Origin of the sequence: Streptomyces sp. NBC_01261 (assembly GCF_036226385.1) — a bacterium.
Lineage (GTDB): Bacteria > Actinomycetota > Actinomycetes > Streptomycetales > Streptomycetaceae > Streptomyces.
In genome coordinates this window covers 5,286,997-5,307,416 of record NZ_CP108463.1, presented here as the reverse complement: position 1 = coordinate 5,307,416, position 20,420 = coordinate 5,286,997, and the positions used below count along the sequence as shown (strand labels likewise).

At 69.8% G+C, this 20,420-nt stretch carries 24 protein-coding genes; 15 read left to right on the top strand and 9 right to left on the bottom strand.

Annotation, left to right across the window (positions count from 1 at the left end; translation table 11 throughout):
- Positions 1–17: 17 nt before the first annotated feature.
- Positions 18–710 carry a response regulator transcription factor gene (locus tag OG226_RS23335; protein ID WP_329349910.1) on the bottom strand — a complete coding sequence of 231 codons (693 nt, stop codon included), beginning with the start codon at positions 708–710 and terminating at the stop codon, positions 18–20.
- A complete protein-coding gene (locus tag OG226_RS23330) occupies positions 707–3,070 on the bottom strand; it encodes a sensor histidine kinase (RefSeq protein ID WP_329349909.1) in 2,364 nt (787 codons plus the stop codon). The genes OG226_RS23335 and OG226_RS23330 overlap by 4 nt, the downstream gene beginning before the upstream one ends.
- A 213-nt stretch (positions 3,071–3,283) precedes the next feature.
- Here OG226_RS23330 and OG226_RS23325 point away from each other — a divergent pair, with 213 nt between their 5' ends.
- From OG226_RS23325 to OG226_RS51580, 3 genes are all read left to right on the top strand, one after another.
- Positions 3,284–3,742, top strand: coding sequence for a DUF5707 domain-containing protein (locus OG226_RS23325; RefSeq protein ID WP_329349908.1), 459 nt, complete (start codon positions 3,284–3,286; stop codon positions 3,740–3,742).
- Between the two features lie 280 nt (positions 3,743–4,022).
- Positions 4,023–4,916: a glycosyltransferase family 2 protein gene (locus OG226_RS23320; protein WP_328686403.1), complete on the top strand. Its 894-nt coding sequence runs from the start codon at positions 4,023–4,025 to the stop codon at positions 4,914–4,916.
- Positions 4,877–5,236 carry a hypothetical protein gene (locus OG226_RS51580; RefSeq protein WP_443066905.1) on the top strand — a complete coding sequence of 120 codons (360 nt, stop codon included), beginning with the start codon at positions 4,877–4,879 and terminating at the stop codon, positions 5,234–5,236. The genes OG226_RS23320 and OG226_RS51580 overlap by 40 nt, the downstream gene beginning before the upstream one ends.
- Before the next feature lie 22 nt (positions 5,237–5,258).
- Here the strand turns inward: OG226_RS51580 and OG226_RS23310 are convergent, their stop codons facing one another.
- Positions 5,259–6,947 carry a bifunctional 3'-5' exonuclease/DNA polymerase gene (locus tag OG226_RS23310; RefSeq protein ID WP_329349907.1) on the bottom strand — a complete coding sequence of 563 codons (1,689 nt, stop codon included), beginning with the start codon at positions 6,945–6,947 and terminating at the stop codon, positions 5,259–5,261.
- A 270-nt stretch (positions 6,948–7,217) separates the two neighbouring features.
- On the opposite strand from OG226_RS23310, the gene OG226_RS23305 reads away from it, so the two are divergent.
- On the top strand, positions 7,218–7,805 hold the full coding sequence (locus OG226_RS23305) for a Uma2 family endonuclease (protein ID WP_329349906.1): 588 nt from the start codon (positions 7,218–7,220) through the stop codon (positions 7,803–7,805).
- On the opposite strand, the gene OG226_RS23300 is transcribed toward OG226_RS23305, so the two are convergent.
- Positions 7,786–8,502 carry a Clp protease N-terminal domain-containing protein gene (locus tag OG226_RS23300; RefSeq protein ID WP_328680580.1) on the bottom strand — a complete coding sequence of 239 codons (717 nt, stop codon included), beginning with the start codon at positions 8,500–8,502 and terminating at the stop codon, positions 7,786–7,788. The genes OG226_RS23305 and OG226_RS23300 overlap by 20 nt on opposite strands.
- Positions 8,503–8,792: 290 nt before the next feature.
- On the opposite strand from OG226_RS23300, the gene OG226_RS23295 reads away from it, so the two are divergent.
- Positions 8,793–9,440: a hypothetical protein gene (locus OG226_RS23295; RefSeq protein ID WP_329349905.1), complete on the top strand. Its 648-nt coding sequence runs from the start codon at positions 8,793–8,795 to the stop codon at positions 9,438–9,440.
- A 596-nt stretch (positions 9,441–10,036) separates the two neighbouring features.
- Positions 10,037–11,152, top strand: a complete 1,116-nt coding sequence (locus OG226_RS23290; RefSeq protein ID WP_329349904.1) for a DUF2786 domain-containing protein — start codon at positions 10,037–10,039, stop codon at positions 11,150–11,152.
- 6 nt (positions 11,153–11,158) lie between these two features.
- Here OG226_RS23290 and OG226_RS23285 read toward each other — a convergent pair whose 3' ends face one another.
- From OG226_RS23285 to rpmB, 4 genes are all read right to left on the bottom strand, one after another.
- Positions 11,159–11,680 carry a DUF4232 domain-containing protein gene (locus OG226_RS23285; protein ID WP_328680574.1) on the bottom strand — a complete coding sequence of 174 codons (522 nt, stop codon included), beginning with the start codon at positions 11,678–11,680 and terminating at the stop codon, positions 11,159–11,161.
- 150 nt (positions 11,681–11,830) lie between these two features.
- Positions 11,831–12,367: a hypothetical protein gene (locus OG226_RS23280; RefSeq protein ID WP_328680572.1), complete on the bottom strand. Its 537-nt coding sequence runs from the start codon at positions 12,365–12,367 to the stop codon at positions 11,831–11,833.
- Positions 12,368–12,487: 120 nt separating this feature from the next.
- On the bottom strand, positions 12,488–12,793 hold the full coding sequence (gene rpsN, locus OG226_RS23275; protein ID WP_329349903.1) for a 30S ribosomal protein S14: 306 nt from the start codon (positions 12,791–12,793) through the stop codon (positions 12,488–12,490).
- The gene (gene rpmB / locus OG226_RS23270; RefSeq protein WP_328680568.1) at positions 12,793–13,029 is read right to left on the bottom strand and encodes a 50S ribosomal protein L28; all 237 of its coding nucleotides are present in this window, start codon (positions 13,027–13,029) and stop codon (positions 12,793–12,795) included. Before rpmB ends, rpsN begins: the two co-directional genes overlap by 1 nt.
- Positions 13,030–13,104: 75 nt before the next feature.
- Here rpmB and rpmG point away from each other — a divergent pair, with 75 nt between their 5' ends.
- The 5 genes from rpmG (at position 13,105) to OG226_RS23245 (ending at position 15,683) form a co-directional block, all read left to right on the top strand.
- On the top strand, positions 13,105–13,269 hold the full coding sequence (rpmG, locus tag OG226_RS23265) for a 50S ribosomal protein L33 (protein WP_328680566.1): 165 nt from the start codon (positions 13,105–13,107) through the stop codon (positions 13,267–13,269).
- Between the two features lie 5 nt (positions 13,270–13,274).
- Positions 13,275–13,523, top strand: a complete 249-nt coding sequence (locus OG226_RS23260) for a type B 50S ribosomal protein L31 (protein WP_328680564.1) — start codon at positions 13,275–13,277, stop codon at positions 13,521–13,523.
- 2 nt (positions 13,524–13,525) lie between these two features.
- Positions 13,526–14,926, top strand: coding sequence for a GTP-binding protein (locus OG226_RS23255; RefSeq protein ID WP_329349902.1), 1,401 nt, complete (start codon positions 13,526–13,528; stop codon positions 14,924–14,926).
- Between the two features lie 2 nt (positions 14,927–14,928).
- A complete protein-coding gene (gene rpsR / locus OG226_RS23250; protein WP_328680562.1) occupies positions 14,929–15,174 on the top strand; it encodes a 30S ribosomal protein S18 in 246 nt (81 codons plus the stop codon).
- Between the two features lie 290 nt (positions 15,175–15,464).
- Positions 15,465–15,683, top strand: coding sequence for a DUF397 domain-containing protein (locus OG226_RS23245; RefSeq protein ID WP_051105974.1), 219 nt, complete (start codon positions 15,465–15,467; stop codon positions 15,681–15,683).
- Between the two features lie 75 nt (positions 15,684–15,758).
- On the opposite strand, the gene OG226_RS23240 is transcribed toward OG226_RS23245, so the two are convergent.
- A complete protein-coding gene (locus OG226_RS23240) occupies positions 15,759–16,271 on the bottom strand; it encodes an ATP-binding protein (protein WP_328680561.1) in 513 nt (170 codons plus the stop codon).
- Positions 16,272–16,625: 354 nt separating this feature from the next.
- Between OG226_RS23240 and OG226_RS23235 the strand changes: the two genes are divergently transcribed.
- The 4 genes from OG226_RS23235 to OG226_RS23220 all read left to right on the top strand — a co-directional run bounded on the left by OG226_RS23235 (position 16,626) and on the right by OG226_RS23220 (position 20,359).
- Positions 16,626–17,450 carry a helix-turn-helix domain-containing protein gene (locus OG226_RS23235; RefSeq protein ID WP_328686402.1) on the top strand — a complete coding sequence of 275 codons (825 nt, stop codon included), beginning with the start codon at positions 16,626–16,628 and terminating at the stop codon, positions 17,448–17,450.
- A gap of 119 nt (positions 17,451–17,569) precedes the next feature.
- Complete coding sequence (locus OG226_RS23230; protein WP_329349901.1) at positions 17,570–19,030, top strand: aldehyde dehydrogenase family protein; 1,461 nt, start codon at positions 17,570–17,572, stop codon at positions 19,028–19,030.
- Between the two features lie 114 nt (positions 19,031–19,144).
- On the top strand, positions 19,145–19,693 hold the full coding sequence (locus OG226_RS23225) for a DinB family protein (protein ID WP_328680557.1): 549 nt from the start codon (positions 19,145–19,147) through the stop codon (positions 19,691–19,693).
- 24 nt (positions 19,694–19,717) lie between these two features.
- Positions 19,718–20,359 carry a PadR family transcriptional regulator gene (locus OG226_RS23220; protein WP_328680555.1) on the top strand — a complete coding sequence of 214 codons (642 nt, stop codon included), beginning with the start codon at positions 19,718–19,720 and terminating at the stop codon, positions 20,357–20,359.
- Positions 20,360–20,420 lie beyond the last annotated feature (61 nt).

The window sequence follows — 20,420 nt, the reverse complement described above, 5'->3', positions numbered from 1 at the left end:
CGGATGGTGACGGAGCGTCAGAGGTGGTCGGTGCCCGGCGGGTTCGGGCGGGTGATGCCGAGGTCGTAGGCGAGGATCGTGGCCTGGACGCGGTCGCGCAGGCCGAGTTTGCGGAGCAGGGCGTTGACGTGGGACTTGACCGTGCCGACGGTGATGCCCAACTCCGCCGCGATCTCCGCGTTGTTGAGGCCCGAGGCGAGCAGGGCGAGGACATTGCGCTGGCTGCCGGTGAGGCTCTCCAGCTCCCGCGGACCGTTCTCGGCGTCGGAACGGAAACCCGTGCCCGCGCCGGACGCGTAGTGGCCGATCAGCCTGCGGGTCGCGGACGGGGCGAGCACGCTCTCGCCGCTCGCCACCACCCTGATTCCTGCCAGGAGTTCGGAGGCGTGCACGTCCTTGAGGAGGAAGCCGGAGGCGCCCGCGCGCAGGGCGTCGAAGACGTACGCGTCGAGGTCGAAGGTGGTCAGCACCAGGACGCGCGGCGCGTTCTCCTTGCCGGTGATGATCCGGGTGGCGGCGATGCCGTCGAGTTCGGGCATCCGTACGTCCATCACGACCACGTCCGGGGCGAGTTCGGCGGCCAGCACCACCGCGGTGGCGCCGTCGGCGGCCTCGCCCACGACCGTCATGTCGTCCTCGGCGTCGATCACGGCGGCGAAGCCCGCCCGGACGATGCCCTGGTCGTCGACGACCAGCACCCTGAGGCTCATCGTTCTCTCTCCTCGTCGTCCGGCGCCGTGAGCGGCAGCCGGAGGTGGACCGTGCCCGGTGGGCGGCCGGCCGTCAGGGTGCCGCCGAGCGGCGCGATCCTTGCCGTCAGGCGGGCCTGTACGGCGGGATCGGTGGCGCGGGGTGCGCCGGTGGCCGTGATCGTCAACGTACTGCCGTCCGCGTCGAGTTCGAGTACGGCGGGGTCGTTGTCGCCGGTCGCGAGGAGGGTCTCGGTGACGTGGTAGGCGGCGAGGTCCACTTCGGTGGGGAGCCTTTCCGGTACCCGGTCCGTCACGCGTATCCGTACGTCCCGGCCGGTGGCTCGGCACTGGTGGGCCAGCAAGTCGAGGGCCTGGACGGTGGGTTGGGGGCGTAGGGCGGGGGTTGTCGTTTCGTCGCCGTCCCGGACCGCGTCCAGGAGGGCGCGCATCGCCGCGAGGGCCTCTCGGGCGCGGGTGGCTGTTTCGTCCAGGTGGCCTGCCTCTGCCTCGGTGATCATGTCCGCGGTGCGGGCCAGGACGGTGGTCTCCAGTCCCGCTGCGATGCGACGCCGTTCTGCCCAGGCGTCTCTTACGGCTTCCTCGGTCCACGTGGCCAGTTGTTCCGATTGGGCGCCCTGGGTTGCCCGGTTGCGTTGGGCGATCAGGGATCCGGCGTAGTAGGACGCGCCAATTGCCAGTGCTACAGCGGTAGTTGCTGCCGTGGGCACCGCCCAGGCGGGGGTGGTCGTGCCTCGGTGCAGGATGGCGATCGTCAGGGCGGTGGTGTGTGCGGCTGTGGCTGCGACGGGGAAGACGGAGAGAGGGGCCTGAGGTAGCCGGTAGGTGCGAGCCGGTGGGGGCTGGTCGCGCCCAGCGGCGGAGCCGTAAATCGATACGGCCCCGCGCCCCTTAAGGGAGATCACTGCCGCGCATGTCGCCAAGGCGCTCAGTGCTGGTGGTAGCAGCACCGGGCCGGTGTAGTGGCCCACCGACATTGCCATCGGCCACAGCAACGCCAATGCCAGCAAGGTCAGTTGGACAGTCCTCGGGGCTCTGCGCAGCCACAGCAGTGCCACCGCCTGGGCCGCTGCCAGCAAGGTGAACAGGACTCCCGCCGACACCTGCGCGCCGGTCGGTGTCGAGTCCGCGTGGATGATCAGGGCCGGTAGCAGGGGCTGGAAGCACAGGCCGATCGCGGCGACGACCTGGGCCGCGCGGTAGCTGCGGGGGAGGGAGTGTTCCAGCGGGGCCGCCGTGCGGCCGGGGAGGATGGCGCGTACCTCCCAACCGCCCTCCGGCGTCGGGCCGGTGGTCAGGCTGCCGCCTGTTTCCCGGGCCCGGGAGCGGAGGAAGCCCTGGCCTCTGCCGCCGCCCAGGCCCGCGCCGTGGGCCGGGGTGCCGGACGGCGGGGCCGCGCTGGTGATGACGACGTCGGTGCGGGTGTCGCCGTAGCGGACGGTCACCGTTGTGTGGGCGCCGGGGGCGTGGCGGGCCACGTTGGTGAGGGCCTCGCGGACGATGCCGTAGGCCGCGTCGGCCACGGTGCCGTCGGGGAGGGGGTCGATCTCGTACTCGACGGGTTGGTTGAGGCGGCGGAAGCCGGCGATCAGGGAGTGCAACCGCTCCTGGAGGGAGGGGAGTTCCTCGCGGGAGGGGGCCGGGGCGCGGACCGCGCCGAGTGCCCGGGTGACCTCGCGGCCGGTCTCCGTCGCGAACTCCAGTGCCTCGGCGGCGAGTTCGGGACGGCGTTCGCGCAGGCCGAGCGCGGCGCCGGCGGTGACGACCACGGCGGTCAGATGGTGGGCGCTGACGTCGTGCAACTCCCGTTCCATACGGCGCCGTTCGGCCGCCGGGAGTCGGTGGCGCTCGGTCTCGGCGCGGTTCAGTTGGAGTTCGGCCGCTTGCCGGGCGCGACGGGTGCGTCGTACGGAGAAGCCCGCGCCGCACGCGGTGGCGTAGAGCAGGGTGATCAGGACCAGGTCGAGGCCGTTGTTGTCGCTGAGTCCGTGCAGGGTGATGTTCTGCAGGAACTGCCAGAGCGCGAGCGTGACCACGCACAGGACCGTGGTGAAGGTGTCGCGCTCGGCCGCCACCGTGAACAGGGCGAGCGCGACGCCCGCGGTGCCGAAGACCGCCATCGCCCCGGTGGGCAGCGGGCCGGCGCCCACCGCGCAGGCCGCGGCGACCACGATGAGCGTGATCACCGGGCGGGTCCGGCGCAGGGCGAGCGCGGCCGTCACGGTTCCCGCGACCAGTGCGGCCACGAGCAGGTCGGCCGCGGTCGGCACGGTGCCGCGCAGCAGCGGAGCCACCGGCCACACCAGGGCCTGGGCGCAGATCAGCAGGACCGGGAGCAGCCGGTCGTCGGTTCGTTTCATGACCCTCAAAGGCTATGGGCGCAGGTGAACGGCCCGGCTCAGGCCGAGGGGGGATTCCGGCCCCGCCCTTCTCTATCTCTGGTTCAAGGCGGCAACCGTTCTTCAGCCCGAGGACCGGACCCCGGCCCGCTCCTAGGCTCGATCACATCGAGGGAAGCGATCGACCACCGCCTCCCACACCATCCACACCACACAGGGGGATCTCCCATGTCCATGACCAAGCGCACTCTCCTCTTCTCGCTCGCCGGTGTCGCCGCTGTCGGCGGAGTCGTCGCCGGCGGTCTCGCCGCGTCCGCCGCCTCGGCGGCCCCCGACAAGCCGGCCCTGCAGAACGGCTCGGCGCACTACACCGCCCCGTCCGCGAGCGGCGCCGGTTCCTTCACCTACACCGTGGACGTCAGCGACGACTCGGGCATCAAGGGCCTCAAGGTCGTTGCCTGGCCCGCGAGTTCGAAGCTGAAGCCGACCGAGGCGGACCTGCGTGACGCGGAGTCCGCGACGTGCAAGAGCACCTCGGACGACACCTCCCGCTGCGTCTACACGTTCAAGGTCACCAAGAAGGAGGCGGCCGAGGCGGCCCAGGGCACCTGGTACGTCTCGGCGCTCGCCACCGCCAAGGACGGCGACACGACGTTCGTGTCCAAGGCGGCCACCTTCGACATCGCCGGCTGACCCCGGCACGCGGTCACTTGAGATGCGGCGCCCCGTCTCGATCGAGACGGGGCGCCGTCGTTGCCGTAGAAGGTAGAAGGATGTCGCCGGTCTGCGTCTGTGTGGCGCCCGATGGAAAACCGGCAAAGCCACAACAAAGGTCCCGCAAAATGAACTTGGGTCGGAGCAACCGGCCGATCTGAGGCAACATCTTGGTGAACGGCGAGTGCTGCGCGGTCAGGGCGCGGGCATCGCCGGATGGCCGGATGGAGCGAGAGACGTGCCGGATGGAGTGAGCGACGTGGTCGGACCGAGGATCGCCGTCGCCGTGGTGACCATGGGAAACCGGCCCGCCGAGGTCGACGCGCTGCTCGAATCCGTGGCCAAGCAGGACCTCCCGCCGACCCGGATCGTGATCGTCGGAAACGGCTGCCGGCTCCCGGAGTTCACCGACCGGCTCTCCCTCCCCGGCGAGGTCACCACCATCGACCTCGACGAGAACCTCGGCTGCCCCGGCGGCCGCAACGTGGGTCTGGCCCGGCTCCGCGCGTTCGGTGACGTGGACGTCGTGGTGGAACTCGACGACGACGGACTGCTCGTCGACGCGGACGTGCTGCGTCGCGTGCGCGATCTGTACGCGGCCGAACCCCGCCTGGGCATCGTGGGGTTCAGGATCGCGGACGAGCACGGGGAGACCCAGCGGCGCCATGTGCCGCGGGTCGGCGCGGGGGATCCCATGGAGGGCGGGTACGTCACCGGGTTCCTCGGCGGCGGGCACGCGCTGAGCATGGCCATGCTCGCCGAGACGGGGGACTGGCCGGCCGAGTTCTTCTTCGCGCACGAGGAGACCGACCTCGCCTGGCGGGCCGCCGACGCCGACTGGAGCATCCTGTACGCCCCCGAGCTGCTCCTCCAGCACCCCAAGACCTCGCCCGCCCGGCACGCCATCTACTACCGGGTCACCGCCCGCAACCGCGTCTGGCTGGTCCGCCGCAGGCTCCCGCTCGCGCTGATCCCGGTCCACCTGGGCATCTGGACGCTGCTCACGCTCGTACGGACGCGGTCGGTCGCCGGCTTGCGGGCGTGGTTCGGCGGGTTCGTGGAGGGTGTGCGGGAACCGGCGGGGGAGCGGCGGGCGATGCGGTGGCGGACGGTGTGGCGGCTGACGCGGCTGGGGCGCCCGCCGGTCATCTGACGGGTCCGTGGGCCCCGGAGCACCTCGGAGCACCTCGGAGCACCGCAGAGGCCCGCACCGCACAGGCCCGCACCGAACGCGCCGGCACCGGACGCGCCGGCACCGAACGCGCCGAACTGCTCCGCCGCGCGGACGCCCGCGCCGACCGCTGCATGGGCGGCCTGGCCCGGCACCAACTCGGCCTGCTGCTACGGGAACAGGGCCGTGCGGAGGAGGCGTACGACGAATGGCGGGCGGCCCTCGACGCGCTCGACGGGACGGACGAGAAGGCCGTCGTGCAGGAACTCGGCGAGCTGTTGTCGCAGCGTGACGCGCGTTGACGACTCGAATCCCTGCCTCGCGCTACTTGGCATCGGCGTAACACTCAACCACCGCCACCGTGAAGGGAAACCGCACCGGCGTCTCCCCGAACGTCAGCCGCCCGGCGAGGTCGGCCGCCTCCTGTATCGCGGCGGCGACGGTCTGAGCCTCCGCCTCCGGGCAGTGCACGATCACCTCGTCGTGCTGGAAGAAGACCAGCTCGGCCGCAAGGTCGGCGCAGGACCGCCGGAGCGCGGCCAGCATCAGCAGGGCCCAGTCCGCCGCGCTGCCCTGGACGACGAAGTTGCGGGCGAAACGGCCCCGGGCGCGGGAGTTGGTGGAGGCGTAACCGGGTACCCAGCCCTGGTCGGCGGGGGCCGTGACGGGGTCGTCCTGGGGAATGCCCGCCTCCTCCGCCGCGTCCTCGCCCCCGGCCACCGGCGGGCAGGTCCGCCCCAGCCAGGTCCGGACGAGCCGCCCCTCCTCGCCCGCCTTCGCGGCGTCGTCGACGTACGCCACCGCCTTGGGGAACCGGCGTCTGAGCGCGGCGAGGTTCTTGAGGCCGTCGCCGGAGGTCTGGCCGTAGACCGCGCCGAGCACGGCGATCTTGGCCTGGTCGCGGTCGCCGGAGAAGGCGCGGTCGGACACGGACTGGTAGAGGTCGGTGGCGCGGCCGGCCACCTCCATCAGCCCGGGGTCGCGGGAGATCGCGGCGAGCACCCGCGGTTCCATCTGGTCGGCGTCGGCGACGACGAGCCGCCAGCCCGGGTCGGCGACCACGGCCCGCCGGATGATCTTGGGGATCTGCAGCCCGCCCCCGCCGTTGGTGACCCAGCGCCCGGTGACCGTCCCGCCCGCGAGGAACTCCGGCCGGAACCGACCGTCCCGCACCCAGTCCTGCAGCCAGGACCACCCGTGCGCCACCCAGATCCGGTACAGCTTCTTGTACTCCAGCAGCGGTTTCACGGCCGGATGGTCGAGGGACTGGATCTCCCAGCGCCGAGTGGACTTGACCTTGATCCCGGCTTCGGCAAACGCCTTGACGACGTCAGCCGGCAGATCGGGCCGCACCCGTCTCCCGAAGGCGACGGACACCTCGTCCGCCAGCTCGGCGAGCCGCCGCGGCTCACCCCCGCCCGCGTACCGTTCGCCCAGCAACTCGTGCAGCATCTCCCGATGCACGTCGGCGCTCCACGGCAGCCCCGCCCGGTTCATTTCAGCGGCGACCAGCATCCCCGCCGACTCGGAGGCGGTGAGCAGCCGCATCCGGTCGGGGTGCGTGGTGGCGTCGTGCCGCCGCTGCTGCTCGGCGTACACGGCGAGCAGGTCGGCCAGGGGGAGATGGACACTCTGCGGTTCGAAGAGCGAGGGCTGCGCGCCCGGTTCGGCGGCCCGCTGCGGCGGATCCGGCGGTACGGCCACGCCCCGCAACCGGGCCAGCGAGGCCGCCGCCGACCGCGGCTCACCGTGCCGCCCCTCGTGCCCGAGCAGCAGCGTCTCGGCGTCCTCGACGTCGTAGCACCGCTCCACCCGCACCCCCGCGGCGAGCAGCGCCGGATACACCTCGGCCGTGGACCGCCACACCCACCGCCCCACGTCGGGCCGCCCCCGCACGGCCTCGACAAGATCCGCCTCCCGCCCCACCACCCCCGTGGGCAGCCCGTCAGGACCGAGGGCGGCGACCTCCACACCACCACCCTCGGCCGGCGCGAGCGCCCAGCGATCGGTCATGCTGGCGAGTGTGGCACGCGGGTCTGACAACGCCCCCGACCTGCGCGAATCGCGTCGCCCGCACAGCGTCTCCGAGCGAAGAAACGTCACGCGCACACTCGTACGGCTGACGCGTCACGAGATCACGGACGGCCCTCTCGCCTACGCTGACAGGGTCGCTCCGTACGAAGGAGGTCCGCCGTGGCACTGACCGCCCCGGAACGCCGACCGAGTCCTCATCCGCATCCGAGTCCGATGAGTCCTCATCCGAGTCCGACTGAGGAGAGGCGCATGGACGCTTCGGTCGAGGCCGCCTTCGACATGTTCGACGCCGCTGCCCCGGAGGGTTGGCGCGTGGAGTTGATCGAAGAGAAGATCCACGTGGTGCCTTCGGCCAATGGGGAGCATGAGGAGATCGTGTCCGAGACGGCGGAGCAGGTCACGCTGAACCGTCACGACGGCGATCTGCGTACGTACACCGGTATCGGCCTGGACGTCCCGGACGCGTCCCTCACCGGCAAGGTCGTCCCCGATCTGGTGATCGCCCCGAAGGGCAGTTTCGCCGACGATCAGCGCTATCACGACCCCGCGCCCATCGTGCTCGTCGGCGAGGTGACCTCCGAGTCCACCGCCCACAACGACCGAGGTCCCAAACTCCGTGGCTACGCCCGTGCCGGCATCCCCTGTTACCTGCTGATCGACCGCGAGGCCGGGACGGTCATCGTCTACAGCGAGCCCACCGGCGACCGCTACACGCGTGCCGCCGAGATCGAGATCTCCAAGACCGTGGCGCTGCCCGAGCCGCTCGGGTTCGACCTCGACACGAGCCAGTTCCGACCCGAGCGGCGGGCTGCCCGTCTCAGCCCTGAAACCCGCTGAGCATCTCCGCGATGCGCTGTTCGGTCGTCGGCTTGTCGATGCCGAGGCCGTTGAGGACGCCCTCGCCGTTCTCGTGCTCCAGGAGGGCCAGCAGGATGTGTTCGGTGCCGATGTAGTTGTGGCCCAGGCGCAGGGCCTCGCGGAAGGTGAGTTCCAGGACCTTCTTGGCGTCGGGGCCGTAGGGGACGAGTTCCGGGACCTCGGCGGCGGCCGGGGGGAGGGCGGCGGTGGCCGCCTGGCGTACGGCGTCCAGGAGGACGTCCTGCGCGACGATCGCCTTGGCCGCGAGGCCGTCCGGTTCGGCGAGGAGGCCGAGGACCAGGTGCTCGGGGCGGCCCTCGGGGTTGCGGGCGGCGATGGCTTCGTTGTGGGCGGCCATCACCACGTTGCGGGCGCGCGGCGTGTACCGGCCGAACCCCTGACTGGGGTCGAGGTCGGCGGACTCCTTCGCCACGAAGCGCTTCTGGGCGGCCTGCCGGGTGACCCCCATGCTCTTGCCGATGTCCGACCAGGACGCGCCGGAACGCCGGGCCTGGTCGACGAAGTGCCCGATCAGGTGGTCGGCCACGTCGCCCAGGTGGTCGGCGGCGATGACCGCGTCCTGGAGTTGGTCGAGCGGTGCGGGGTGGACCAGTTTGATGGCCGCGATGAGGTCGTCGAGACGTACGGATGAGGTGATGTTCGGGTTCGTCGTCATGTGTCAACCTTAGGTTGACAGGATGCAGGTGTCAACCCTGGGTTGACACCTGTCCGTGGGGTGAAGGTGAGGGTGTGATCAAGTAAAAGCCGACCTGCGGCGATTTCGACAATGATAGATATGGCGGGTCGTCACCCCCGACATCCCGCCTCCCCAACGGAGTTCTCGTGCAAAAGGTCATCGATTACATAGAGGAATGCCGGAAATCGTACGAAGGGCATGAATTCTTCACCGACTTATTGGCCGACGAATCGCTCCCCGGCGAAAAGCGCCTGGCGTGGGGCCCCAGTGTGATTCCGTTCATCATGGGCTACTCCGACCTGAACAAGTACGTTTTCCGCAAAGGCGAGGAAGAGGCCGAACTCGACCGGTTGCAGGCCCTGCTGAACGCCCACACGTACGAGGAGGACTTCCACTGGCAGTGGATGCTGGCCGACCTGGAGAAGCTGGGTGCCGACCGGGCGATGCCCCTGTCGGACGCCACCCGTGTCCTGTGGAGCGCGGACTTCCAGCACTCCCGACGCCTCGTCCTGGAACTGGCCGCACTCGCGGCCGACGCGCCCACGTACGCCGTCTTCGCCATGGTCGAGTCCATCGAGGCCGTCTCCATCACGATCTTCACCCACTGCCGCGGAATCGCTCTGCGGGACGGCGGTGAATGCGAATTCTTCGGTACGAAGCACTACATGGCGGAAGCGTCGCACAGCATCAAATCACCGGAAATCGCAGAAATGAGCCTGCCCTCCCTCGACGACGCCCAACGCGAGGAATCCAAACGCATGGTGGACCGAACGTTCGCCCTTTTCGACGACTGGTCCGGCTCCCTCCTGCGATTCGCTCTCGACAATGCGGACCACGACCGCACGTACGAGAGAATGATCCAGCAGAGCAAGGACCTGCTGCCGGAGGCGGAAGCGGTGGCCGCGAGCGCCTTCTAGAGGCGTGTAGTGGTGAGTGGTCGCGGAACCCCGCTGTGTGAGCCGCTACCGAGAATGAGCGCCCGCGGAACGGCACCGCCTGTATCCAACTCCCGCAATGCCTCCCGTCGGTCGTAGGAGACGTCCCCTACGAGGGTCTCCTCTACGGCGGCGTCGTGCATCAGCCCGAAGAGGTCGCCCTCGTCGTCGATCCCGGTTGCGATTGCTCACCCACCACCGTCCATCCGTACCCCGCCCAACGCTCCGATTTCCACTAGGAGTTAGTTGTCCACAGGGTGTGGACGGGTGGGCTTCAGTACGGCAGACCAGCACGGCACTCCCGCCAGACCCGCCAGGCGCGCCGCCGCCTCCGCCGCGAACGGCGCGCGCAACTCACCGCTCGCCGCTCACCGCTCGCCGACGAGCAAGTCGACTGCCAACTCCCTTGGCTACAGAAGTATTTGGTCGCCACTGATTGAGTTCAGCACCTCCGCCGACCCGCCCTCGAACAGGACCGCCCGGCGCGTGATCAACGCCCGAGTGAGCGCCACCGCTACTGCCGTCCGCCCGACGACCGCAAGGGACGGAACCCTCCCACCCCATGACACGATCAAACCGTGACCAGCAAGACCACCACCGTCGAGCGAGCCTTCGAGGCCGCCCTCTACACCGACACCCATGACGCGCTCGACGCAGGCGCCTCGATCCTCGCCGCCGACCCCGCCGCGGACCCCGAACTGGCCGGCCGAGGAAGGGAGTTCGTGGCGGCGGCATGGCGGCGCGGCTGGCAGCCCGCGGACGTCGTACGGCTGGTTCGGCGGGAGTTGGACGACGTGCACGTACGGCTCGTCGCGGCGCTGATCCGTGCGCAGGCTCCGGACGACCGGGCGCGCGGCCCCCGTTGGGCGGCACAGGTCGACGAACTGAGCGCCGAGGAGCCGGCCCGCACGGACCGGTTCACGCACGCCACCACCGTGCTGGAGCTGTACCGCCTGCTGCTGCGGCTGCCGAGCCTCGAACCCCTCGACGAGCACGAGCCGAAACGGCACGAGAACCGTCGGCCGGCCTCCCGCATGCTCACCCGCATCCGCGCGCTGCTCGCGAAGGCGGAGGCGACCGGGTTTCCGGAGGAGGCGGAGGCGTTGAGCGCCAAGGCGCAGGAGTTGATGGCGCGGCACAGTATCGACGAGGCGCTGCTCGACGCGCAGGCGCCGGCGAAGGACGCGCCCGGCGCGTGCCGGATCGGCGTCGAGGCGCCGTACGAGCAGGCGAAGGCGGTGCTGCTGGACGCGGTCGCCGGGGCGAACCACTGTCGGGCGGTCTGGAACGAGGCCTTCGGTTTCTCGACCGTCGTCGGTTTCGAGGGCGATCTGGAGGTGGTCGAACTCCTCTACACCTCGCTCCTCGTGCAGGCCACGACCGCGATGACGCGGGCGGAGGCGGCCCAGCGGGCGGGTGGCCGCCGGCGGACCAAGACCTTCCGGCAGTCCTTCCTCGCGGCCTACGCCCACCGCATCGGGGACCGGCTGGCGCGGGCCGCCGGGACGCAGGTGACCGACGACCTGCTCCCGGTGCTCGCCACCCGCGAGGTCGCCGTCACCGACCGCGTCGACGCGATGTTCCCGGAGACCACCACGACCCGCCTGCGCGGCGTCACCGACGAGGCGGGCTGGACACAGGGCGCCGAGGCGGCGGACCGGGCCCAGGTCAGGGCCCGGCCGCCCCTGGACTGACGGACGTCAGTCGCCGGCCTGTGTGAACGCGCTGACCGAGGCGTCCGAGTCGCTCACGGAGGCCTTGCCCTGGACGGGGCCGTACGACCACTTGTAGCTCGCGGTGTCGCTGCTGCCGGGCAGCGTGATGACGACCTTCGTCGCGGCCAGGCTCAGCTTGTCGCCCGCCTTGCCGCGCACGTAGGTGATGGTGAAGGACGCGGCGTCGCCCTTGGCGAGCTTCAGTTTCTGCGCCTTGGCGCCCTTCTGGGTGGAGAGGACGACCTTGGTGCCGCCGCCCTCCAGCGTGGCACCCGGGAACCCGTTCAGGTCGCACGGCTTGCTCTGATTGGTGAGCGAGACGGGCACTTCACCGGTGTCACCGGCGGCCGGAGCGGTACTGGCCGGCCCGACCTGGACGGCGACCCCGTCGAACGAGCAGGCCGACCCGTTCTTGCTGTCGGAGGAACCACCGCCGCCGCCACTGTCGCAGGCGGTCAGAAGCAGAGCCGACGCGAGTGCGGCGACGGCGAGGGGAACAGTGCGCATGAGGGGATCATCCCGCACCGAACCCCCCTCCGCCGACCGGCCTACACCCCGGGAGCCACGTACGGCCCCCACCCCAAGGCCTACAACCTCAGGGCCATGACGGGTCTACGACCCCGGGATCACCCCAGTCGCACCCTCAGGGGTTCACCCCTACGACCCCAAGCTCGCCGTAGGCAACCCCGACGGCCACTGTCCGCTCTCCGAGCGCGTGTACGTCTCCTTGCCGAGGCTTCCCGACCAGGTGACGGCGAGTGCCGACTTGCTGACGGAGTCGACCATTCCGGTGGCCCGGGTCTTGCTGCCGTCGGTGCACTTGAGGTGGATCATCTGCATGCCCGCCTCCTTACCGGCGGTCCCGCTGCACACGCTCCCGCCGGTGGAGAACATCGCGGCCTGCTTGCCGGTGACCACCAGCGCCACCGCCTTGCCGTCCGTCGTGGCCAGCCAACTGCCCTGCAACCCGTCGGACGCGGCCGACGGGCCGCTGCTGGAACCCCCGGAACTTCCGGAGCCCGCTGACGCCGTGGACGTCGCGGACGCGTTCGGCGTGGACGAGGAGTCGTCCTTGGAGTCCCCGCCACTGCACGCGGTCAACACGAGCGTCCCCGCCAGACCGGCAGCGACGGCCACGATCCGTACCGCCGAAACCCTGGACGCCGCCGACACCGTCGAATTCGCCGTAGTCACTCGTAGCTCCCAAGCTGTAGCCGGACGCGGACGGTCGCCCGGTCGGCCGTGGCCTGGGGCTTTGGCCTCGGGCCCCTGGACTCGGCCTCGGCCGGAACGACCGCAGCAAGCTACCAGTGGTTACCAGGAGGACTTGCGGACACCGGGTAGGTATCCGCTGTGAGCCTGCCCGCGCAGATTCACCCGGGACAGCCCGAAGGCACGGAAGTAGCCCCGGGGCCGCCCGTCGACCTGGTCGCGGTTGCGGACCCGCGTGGCGCTCGCGTCGCGCGGCTGGCTGCGCAACTCCCGCTGCGCGGCGGCCCGTTCGGCCTCCGTCGAACCGGGTCGCCGGACGATCTCCTTCAGCTCGGCCCGCCGCGCCGCGTACCGCGCGACGATCTCCCGCCGCCGTTCGTTCGCCGCGATCTTGCTCTTCTTCGCCATCAGATCCGCACCCCGCGCTCGCGGATCCTGGCCACGGCCGCCTCGACGCCGATCACGTCCACGGTCTTGATCCCCTTCGTGCTCAGCCGCAGCCGTACGTACCGGCCCTCGCCGGGCAGCCAGTAGCGCTTGGACTGGATGTTCGGGTCGAAACGGCGCGAGGTGCGCCGGTGGGAGTGGGAGATGCGGTTGCCGAAACCGGGCTGTGCGCCGGTCAGCATGCAGTGGGCGGACACGAGTGACGTACCTCTCCTCGATCGGGGCCGTAGCCGGTACTGCTAATGGAAGTCATTTTCAGTAAGGTATCAGGCATGGCTCGCAACGAACTCCGCCCGGTCATCGGACTCAGGTCCACAGCCGGTACCGGCTACACCTACGTGACCCGCAAGAACCGCCGTAACGACCCCGACCGCCTGACCCTGCGCAAGTACGACCCGGCGGCCGGCCGCCACGTCGACTTCCGAGAGGAGCGCTGACCGAGATGCGCGAGAACACCCACCCGCCCTACGGCCCCGTCGTCTTCCGGGACCGGGCCGCCGGCCACGCCTTCCTCACCCGCTCGACGATGACGAGTGCGAAGACGATCGCGTGGGAGGACGGGAACACCTACCCCGTCGTCGACGTCGAGATCTCGAACGTCAGCCACCCCTTCTACACCGGCACGGCCCGCGTCCTGGACACGGCCGGCCGCGTGGAGCGCTTCGAGCGCCGGTACGGGAAGCAGGCCTGACGGTGTCCGACCTCTCCGTCGCGATCGTCGCCGGCCTGCACGCCGACGCCCGCAGAGCGACCGTCGCCCGACTCCTCCACGACGTCCCCGGCAGCGTCGTACTCCACCACGACCTCGCTACGGCCGCCGCCGGCACGGTCGTCCGCACGGTCAGGGACGCCACGGGCATCCTCGACGCCGGCGAGACCCCGCTGGTCAACGACTGCGCGTGCTGCGCCCTCCGCGAGGACCTGGTCCCGGAACTCCGCCGACTCGCCGCGGCCGGTCAAGTCCGGCTCGCCGTGGTCGAGTTGTGGGACTCCGTCGAACCCAAGGCGATGGCCGAGGTGATCACCGCCGGCGGCCTCACGGTCACCGCCGTCATCACCGCCGTGGACCCGTCCCTGCTCCTCCCGTACCTCGGCAACGGCGACGACCTCGCCGAAACCGGCCTCGCGGCGGCAGCCACGGACCAGCGAACCGTCGCGGACACCTTCGCCCGCCAACTGGAGTACGCCCCGATCCTCGCCGTCCTCGACTCGCCCGATGCCGACGACGAAGACCGGGAGCTACTGGGCCAGTTGCACCCGACAGCCCGCCAAGTACCGCTCGGGGGAGGTGACTTGCCGAGGAGCAGAAGCACCCAGAGCGGCCACGACGCCCCGGCGCATCCCGCCCCGCCCCCGCGCGGCGACTGGGTGATTCCCGCCCCGCCTCCGAGCGACGACCCCGCCAACCCAGCCCCCACTCCGGCAGACGCTCCCACCCCGCCCACCCCCAACCCCCCAGGGGCGCGGGGAACTGCGCGACCGGCCCCGACCCACCCGCACTCCGCACACAACCCGAACCACCCACCCCCGACCCGGCACCCCGCCCCACCCCCACGCAGCGTTCTCGCCCGCGCGGCCCTCGCCGGCTTCGACGTAGAAGCCGCAGCCGCAGCCCAACACCCCGCCTGCGCCCTCCTCCCCGTCGAGGCCGATGCCCACGGCGTGACCACGCTCGTCTGGCACCGGTGTCGGCCCTTCCATCCGGAGCGGCTGTACGCGGCACTTGAGGACATCACCTGTGCCGCGGCCCGGAGTCGGGGGCGGTTCTGGCTGGCGGACAAGCCGGACTCGTTGCTGCACTGGGACGCGGCCGGGGGTGCGCTGTGTGTGGAGAGTGCGGGGCCGTGGCTGGCCTCGTTGCCGGATGCCGCTTGGGAGTTGGTGCCGGCGGTGCGTCGCGCCGCCGCCGCGCTCGACTGGCATCCGGAGCACGGGGACTGCTGCCAGCACCTTGTCTTCACGTCTCCCGGTCTCGACCGGGACGGGCTCGAACTGCTTCTGGAGTCCTGCCTGTTGACCGACACCGAGTACGCGGCGGGCCGTAGCGCCTGGAAGCGCATCCCGTCCGCCTTCGACACCCTTCTGGAGATCTGACCGTGCCCCGCAAGCCCGACCTCAAGTCCGCGCGCCGGCCTGCCAAGTCCCGTCGTAATCCGTTGGACGCGGCCGGAGTCACGTACGTCGACTACAAGGACACCGCGCTGCTGCGGAGCTTCGTCTCCGATCGCGGCAAGATCCGCAGCCGTCGGGTCACCGGCGTATCGGCGCGGCAGCAGCGGCAGTTGGCGGCTGCGATCAAGAACGCCCGGGAGATGGCATTGTTGCCGTACTCGACCCGATAGTTGCCCGTCACATGGAACATGCGGGGCCCCGCACACGTCTTCCTTAGTACATGTCCTGCCCGGTCCTGGGCAGACGCTGGAACGGCATCGGTAAAGCAGTCGTCAAAGCTGTAACCGGAGGACCACCCCCCGTGCACGTGCATCTGCCCATGCATCTGCACATGAACAGGGCTATGATCCGGAACAGTTGACCACTGCATCAATGGCCACACCAGCCAGTGCACAACCGGGAGCGACCTGTGGACCACCGCGTTGACAGCGTGTACTTGGGGTTCGACGTGTACAACGGCATGGCTGCCACGCAGCTGGACGGAGTGGCCTGGCAGAAGAGCCGGCACAGCAACTCGCAAGGATCCTGCGTGGAGTTCGCGCGGCTCCCCGGCGGCGACGTCGCGGTGCGCAACTCGCGCTTCCCCGACGGCCCGGCGCTCGTCTACACCCGCGCCGAGATCGAGGCGATGCTCCTGGGCATCAAGGACGGCGAGTTCGACCACCTGATAGCGGGATAGCCGGACACCGGGCCGACCTGCGCAAACGGCGGCAACGCGCGTAGAACCGCGGCCTCAAAAAAGAGCCGCGGTTTCTCACGCGTTCTGCTGCGCGGCCTCGCCCGGCAGCCGGAACAGTGCCCAGACCACCTTGCCGCTGAGCGTGCCCGCCAGCGGGTGCCAGCCCCAGCCGTCGGCGAACGACTCGACGAGGAACAGGCCGCGGCCCGACTCCGCCGAGAAGTCCTCCGACTCGCAGGCGACGGGACTGTCGTGACTGGGGTCGCGCACGGCGCACACCAGCCGCTCGGTCCAGCGCATCAGGTGCAGCCGCACGGGCGGGTTCTGCTCCGGGACGCGTGGGGTGTTGGCCGGCAGGGCGTGCCGCAGCGCGTTGGTGACCAGTTCGGAGACGACCAGACAGACGTCGTCGAAGCGGTCGCCTATGTCCCACTGGTCGAGCGTGCGGCGGGTGAACTGCCGTGCCTCGCGCACCGCTTCGTAGCGGGCGGCCAGGGCACACGACGCGGCGCTGGACACGGCCGAGGGGTCCAGTGGCGGAAGGCCCTGCCGTAACGGCTTGAGCATGGTCGATCCATTCGTCCCCATGCGAGGCACTCCCGGGAATTCGCGGTCGTTGCGATGCAGCGGTGGCGCGAGACCATGGTTTCGGATGCGTACAGCAGATGCAAGGGCAGATGCACGTGCAGTTGACCGAATTGGACCCTCCCGTACCGCTTGTTGGCCATTTTTTCCGCCAACTTCACGCCGTTCTCGCGCTCCGGCCTTGCTTCTTCCTGACGTCTTCCTGACAACTTCCTGTGAACCGGTGCCTCTTCTTTCCATTTCTGTAATCGAACGAGTACTGCTCGAAGTGTTTTAGTGGCAGACTGCGGCCCCTGAAGACGGTTGGGGAGGCAGGCGAACGTGAGCGCGGGAGAGCCCGGATCGGTGGTGCGGCGGATGCTGCTCGGCTCGCAACTCAGGCGACTGCGGGAAGCACGCGGGATCACCCGGGAGGCCGCGGGGTACTCGATCCGCGCTTCCGAATCCAAGATCAGTCGCATGGAGCTGGGGCGAGTGAGCTTCAAGACCCGGGACGTAGAGGACCTGTTGACGCTGTACGGCATCACGGACGAGGCGGAGCGCATCTCACTTCTCTCCCTCGCGAAGGAAGCCAACGTAGCGGGCTGGTGGCACAGTTACTCGGACGTCCTGCCCAGTTGGTTCCCCACCTATGTGGGCCTGGAGGGTGCCGCCTCCCTCATCCGCGTCTACGAGGTGCAGTTCGTCCACGGCCTGCTGCAGACCGAGGCCTACGCCCGCGCGGTCGTCCGGCGCGGCATGAAGGGCGCGAGCGAGGCCGACGTGGAACGGCGGGTGGCGCTGCGACTTGAGCGGCAGAAGTACCTGGTGAACGAGAACGCGCCGGACTTCCACATCGTCCTGGACGAGGCCGCCCTGCGCCGCCCGTACGGCGACCGCGAGGTGATGCGCGGTCAGTTGCAGCATCTGATCGAGGTCTCCGAGCACCCCAACGTCCGCCTCCAGGTGATGCCGTTCGGCTTCGGCGGGCACGCCGGCGAGTCCGGTGCCTTCACGGTCCTGTCGTTCCCCGAGTCCGACCTCTCGGACGTCGTCTATCTCGAACAGCTCACCAGCGCGCTCTACTTGGACAAGGCCGAGGACGTGGCCCAGTACGAGAAGGCGCTGAAGGAGCTTCAGCAGGACAGTCCGGGCCCGGACGAGAGCCGGGATCTTCTCCGGGGACTGCTCCAACTCTCTTGAAACACAAGTACGATGACGTGTGATCAGACCGTGATGATCGTGAGGGATCGCCCGGTCTGCTGTTGATCGTGTCTGCAACTGATCGTGTCTGCTGACGATTTGAGCGATTGAGGGATCACATGTCGTCCTACTTCACCGACCTGGCTCAGCAGTACATCGACGGTGAGTGGCGCCCGGGCACCGGCTCCTGGGACATCATCGACTTCAACCCGTACGACGGCGAGAAGCTCGCGTCGATCACCATAGCCACGGTCGACGAGGTCGACGAGGCCTACCAGGCGGCCGCCCGCGCGCAGAAGGCGTGGGCCGCGACCAACCCCTACGCCCGCCGTGCCGTGTTCGAGAAGGCCCTGCGGCTCATCGAGGACCGCGAGCAGGAGATCGCCGAGGTGATCATCGCCGAACTCGGCGGCACGCACCTGAAGGCCGGCTTCGAACTGCACCTCGCCAAGGAGTTCCTGCGCGAGGCGATCCACCTCGCGCTGCGCCCCCAGGGCCGGATCATCCCCTCGCCGGTCGACGGCAAGGAGAACCGCGTCTACAGCGTCCCGGTCGGCGTCGTAGGCGTGATCAGCCCCTTCAACTTCCCGTTCCTCCTCTCCCTCAAGTCGGTAGCCCCCGCACTGGCGTTGGGCAACGGCGTGGTCCTCAAGCCGCACCAGAACACCCCGATCGTCGGCGGTTCCCTGGTCGCGAAGATCTTCGAGGACGCGGGCCTGCCGGGCGGTCTCCTGAACGTCGTCATCACGGACATCGCCGAGATCGGCGACGCGTTCATCGAGCACCCGATCCCGAAGGTCATCTCCTTCACCGGCTCCGACAAGGTCGGCCGCCACGTCGCGACCGTCTGCGCCGCGCAGTTCAAGCGCACGGTGCTCGAACTCGGCGGCAACAGCGCGATCGTGGTCCTCGACGACGCCGACATCGACTACGCCGTCGACGCGGCGGTCTTCAGCCGCTACGTCCACCAGGGCCAGGTCTGCATGGCCGCGAACCGTGTCCTCGTCGACCGGTCGATCCGGGACGAGTTCACCGAGAAGTTCGTCGCCAAGGTCAAGTCCCTCAAGGTCGGCGACCCGCGCGACCCGCAGACGGTCATCGGCCCGGTCATCAACTCCTCGCAGGCGGACGCCCTTTCGGGTGTCGTCGAGCAGGCGATCGCCGAGGGTGCGACGGCTCTGCTGCACGGCACGACCACCGACAACCTCGTCGCCCCCTCGATCCTCACCGACGTCCCCGCCGGCTCCGACCTGCTCCGCCAGGAGGTCTTCGGCCCGGTCGCCTTCCTCATCCCGTTCGACGGCGAGGAGGAGGCGGTGAGCATCGTCAACGACACGCCGTACGGCCTCAGCGGCGCCGTCCACACCGGTGACATCGAACGCGGTGTGAACTTCGCCAAGCAGATCGACACGGGCATGTTCCACGTCAACGACGGCACCGTCCACGACGAGCCGATCGTCCCCTTCGGCGGCGAGAAGGCCTCCGGCGTGGGCCGCCTCAACGGCGAGTCGATGCTGGACGCGTTCACCAGCCTCAAGTGGATTTCCGTGCAGCACGGGCGGAGCGGGTTCCCCTTCTAGACATGTGCTTCCGGCGGGCCATTGAGGACAGAAACTGACCTCAATGGCCCGTAGCTTCATCGACGTCGGGCAGGGGGACAGGCTCCCGGCCGGCACCGACGAAAGGCGAAGGCCATGGTCACGCACGTGTCCGCGGACGCACAGGGCGACGAGCGAGGGTCGCTGCTCACGTTCATCGAGGACCAACGGGGCGGTATCCGCAGGTCGTTGCTCGGGCTGACCGAGGAACAGGCCGCGAGCAGGCCGAGCGCGAGCGAGCTCTCCCTCTCCGGGCTGCTCAAGCATGTCGCCGACGTCGAGCAGGGCTGGATCGCCCGGGCGAAGCAGGAACCGCCGGCCGTCCAGCGCGACCAGTCCAACTGGCACGAGGCGTTCCGACTGGTCGACGGCGAGACCGTCGAGTCGCAGCTCGCGTACTGGGAGAAGGTCGCCGCCGAGACCGAGGCGTACATCCGCTCGGTGCCCAGCCTGGACGACACCTTCCCGGTCCCGAGCGAGCCCTGGTTCCCGCCCGAGGGCCGCGTCTCCGTGCGCTGGCTCTGCCTGCACCTGATCCGCGAGACCGCCCGGCACGCCGGCCATGCCGACATCATCCGCGAGTCCCTGGACGGGGCCACCGCCTACGAGCTGTTCGTGAAGGAACGGGGCACGACCGGGGGCTGACCTCGCGGGTTCTACGCTGGCCCCATGTCAGCGATCCGTCTTCTCGTGCTGGGCGCGGTGCGCCAGCACGGGCGGGCCCACGGTTACCAAGTGCGCAACGACCTGGAGTACTGGGGCGCGCACGAGTGGTCCAACGCCAAGCCCGGCTCGATCTACCACGCCCTCAAGCAGCTGGCCAAGCAGGGCCTGTTGCACGCCCACGAGGTCGCGCCGTCCACCGTCGGGGGCCCGCCCCGCACCGAGTACGAGATCACCGACGGGGGCACCGAGGAGTACTTCCGGCTGCTGCGCGAGGCGCTGACGTCCTACGACCAGCAGATGGACGTCAAGTCCGCCGCGATCGGCTTCCTCGTGGACCTGCCGAGGGCCGAGGCGGTGGCGCTGCTCAAGGAGCGCACCCGGGGCATCGACCAGTGGCGGGCCTCGGTCACCGAGCACTACATCCCCGAGGACGGGCCCGAACAGCTGGGCCACATCGGCGAGATCATGAACCTCTGGATCCACACGGCCGACGCCGAGGCCGCGTGGACCCAGGGGCTGATCGAGCGCATCGAGGGTGGGGCGTACACCTTCGCGGGGGAGGGCGAGCCGTTCGTCGGCGTCCTGCGGGACGACGAGGAGAACCCGTACGCGACGGGGGAGCGGCACCCGGGGGATGCTCGCTAATCAAGTTTGACTAACGAGGCCCTCGGCGTTACTTTCGAGGATGTAGTCAAGTTTGACTAGC

Excerpts from the sequence above, each read along its gene's own strand:
- OG226_RS23235 (WP_328686402.1), top strand. The coding sequence starts at position 16,626 with ATGCTGCTCGGCTCGCAACTCAGGCGACTGCGGGAAGCACGCGGGATC.
- OG226_RS23305 (WP_329349906.1), top strand. The coding sequence starts at position 7,218 with ATGGACGCTTCGGTCGAGGCCGCCTTCGACATGTTCGACGCCGCTGCC.
- OG226_RS23220 (WP_328680555.1), top strand. The coding sequence starts at position 19,718 with ATGTCAGCGATCCGTCTTCTCGTGCTGGGCGCGGTGCGCCAGCACGGG.
- OG226_RS23240 (WP_328680561.1), bottom strand. The coding sequence starts at position 16,271 with ATGGGGACGAATGGATCGACCATGCTCAAGCCGTTACGGCAGGGCCTT.
- rpsN (WP_329349903.1), bottom strand. The coding sequence starts at position 12,793 with ATGGCGAAGAAGAGCAAGATCGCGGCGAACGAACGGCGGCGGGAGATC.
- OG226_RS23330 (WP_329349909.1), bottom strand. The coding sequence starts at position 3,070 with ATGAAACGAACCGACGACCGGCTGCTCCCGGTCCTGCTGATCTGCGCC.
- OG226_RS23225 (WP_328680557.1), top strand. The coding sequence starts at position 19,145 with ATGGTCACGCACGTGTCCGCGGACGCACAGGGCGACGAGCGAGGGTCG.
- OG226_RS23310 (WP_329349907.1), bottom strand. The coding sequence starts at position 6,947 with ATGACCGATCGCTGGGCGCTCGCGCCGGCCGAGGGTGGTGGTGTGGAG.
- rpmG (WP_328680566.1), top strand. The coding sequence starts at position 13,105 with ATGGCTCGCAACGAACTCCGCCCGGTCATCGGACTCAGGTCCACAGCC.
- OG226_RS23230 (WP_329349901.1), top strand. The coding sequence starts at position 17,570 with ATGTCGTCCTACTTCACCGACCTGGCTCAGCAGTACATCGACGGTGAG.
- OG226_RS23335 (WP_329349910.1), bottom strand. The coding sequence starts at position 710 with ATGAGCCTCAGGGTGCTGGTCGTCGACGACCAGGGCATCGTCCGGGCG.
- OG226_RS23300 (WP_328680580.1), bottom strand. The coding sequence starts at position 8,502 with ATGACGACGAACCCGAACATCACCTCATCCGTACGTCTCGACGACCTC.
- OG226_RS23325 (WP_329349908.1), top strand. The coding sequence starts at position 3,284 with ATGACCAAGCGCACTCTCCTCTTCTCGCTCGCCGGTGTCGCCGCTGTC.
- OG226_RS23245 (WP_051105974.1), top strand. The coding sequence starts at position 15,465 with ATGGCTGCCACGCAGCTGGACGGAGTGGCCTGGCAGAAGAGCCGGCAC.
- OG226_RS23260 (WP_328680564.1), top strand. The coding sequence starts at position 13,275 with ATGCGCGAGAACACCCACCCGCCCTACGGCCCCGTCGTCTTCCGGGAC.
- OG226_RS23285 (WP_328680574.1), bottom strand. The coding sequence starts at position 11,680 with ATGCGCACTGTTCCCCTCGCCGTCGCCGCACTCGCGTCGGCTCTGCTT.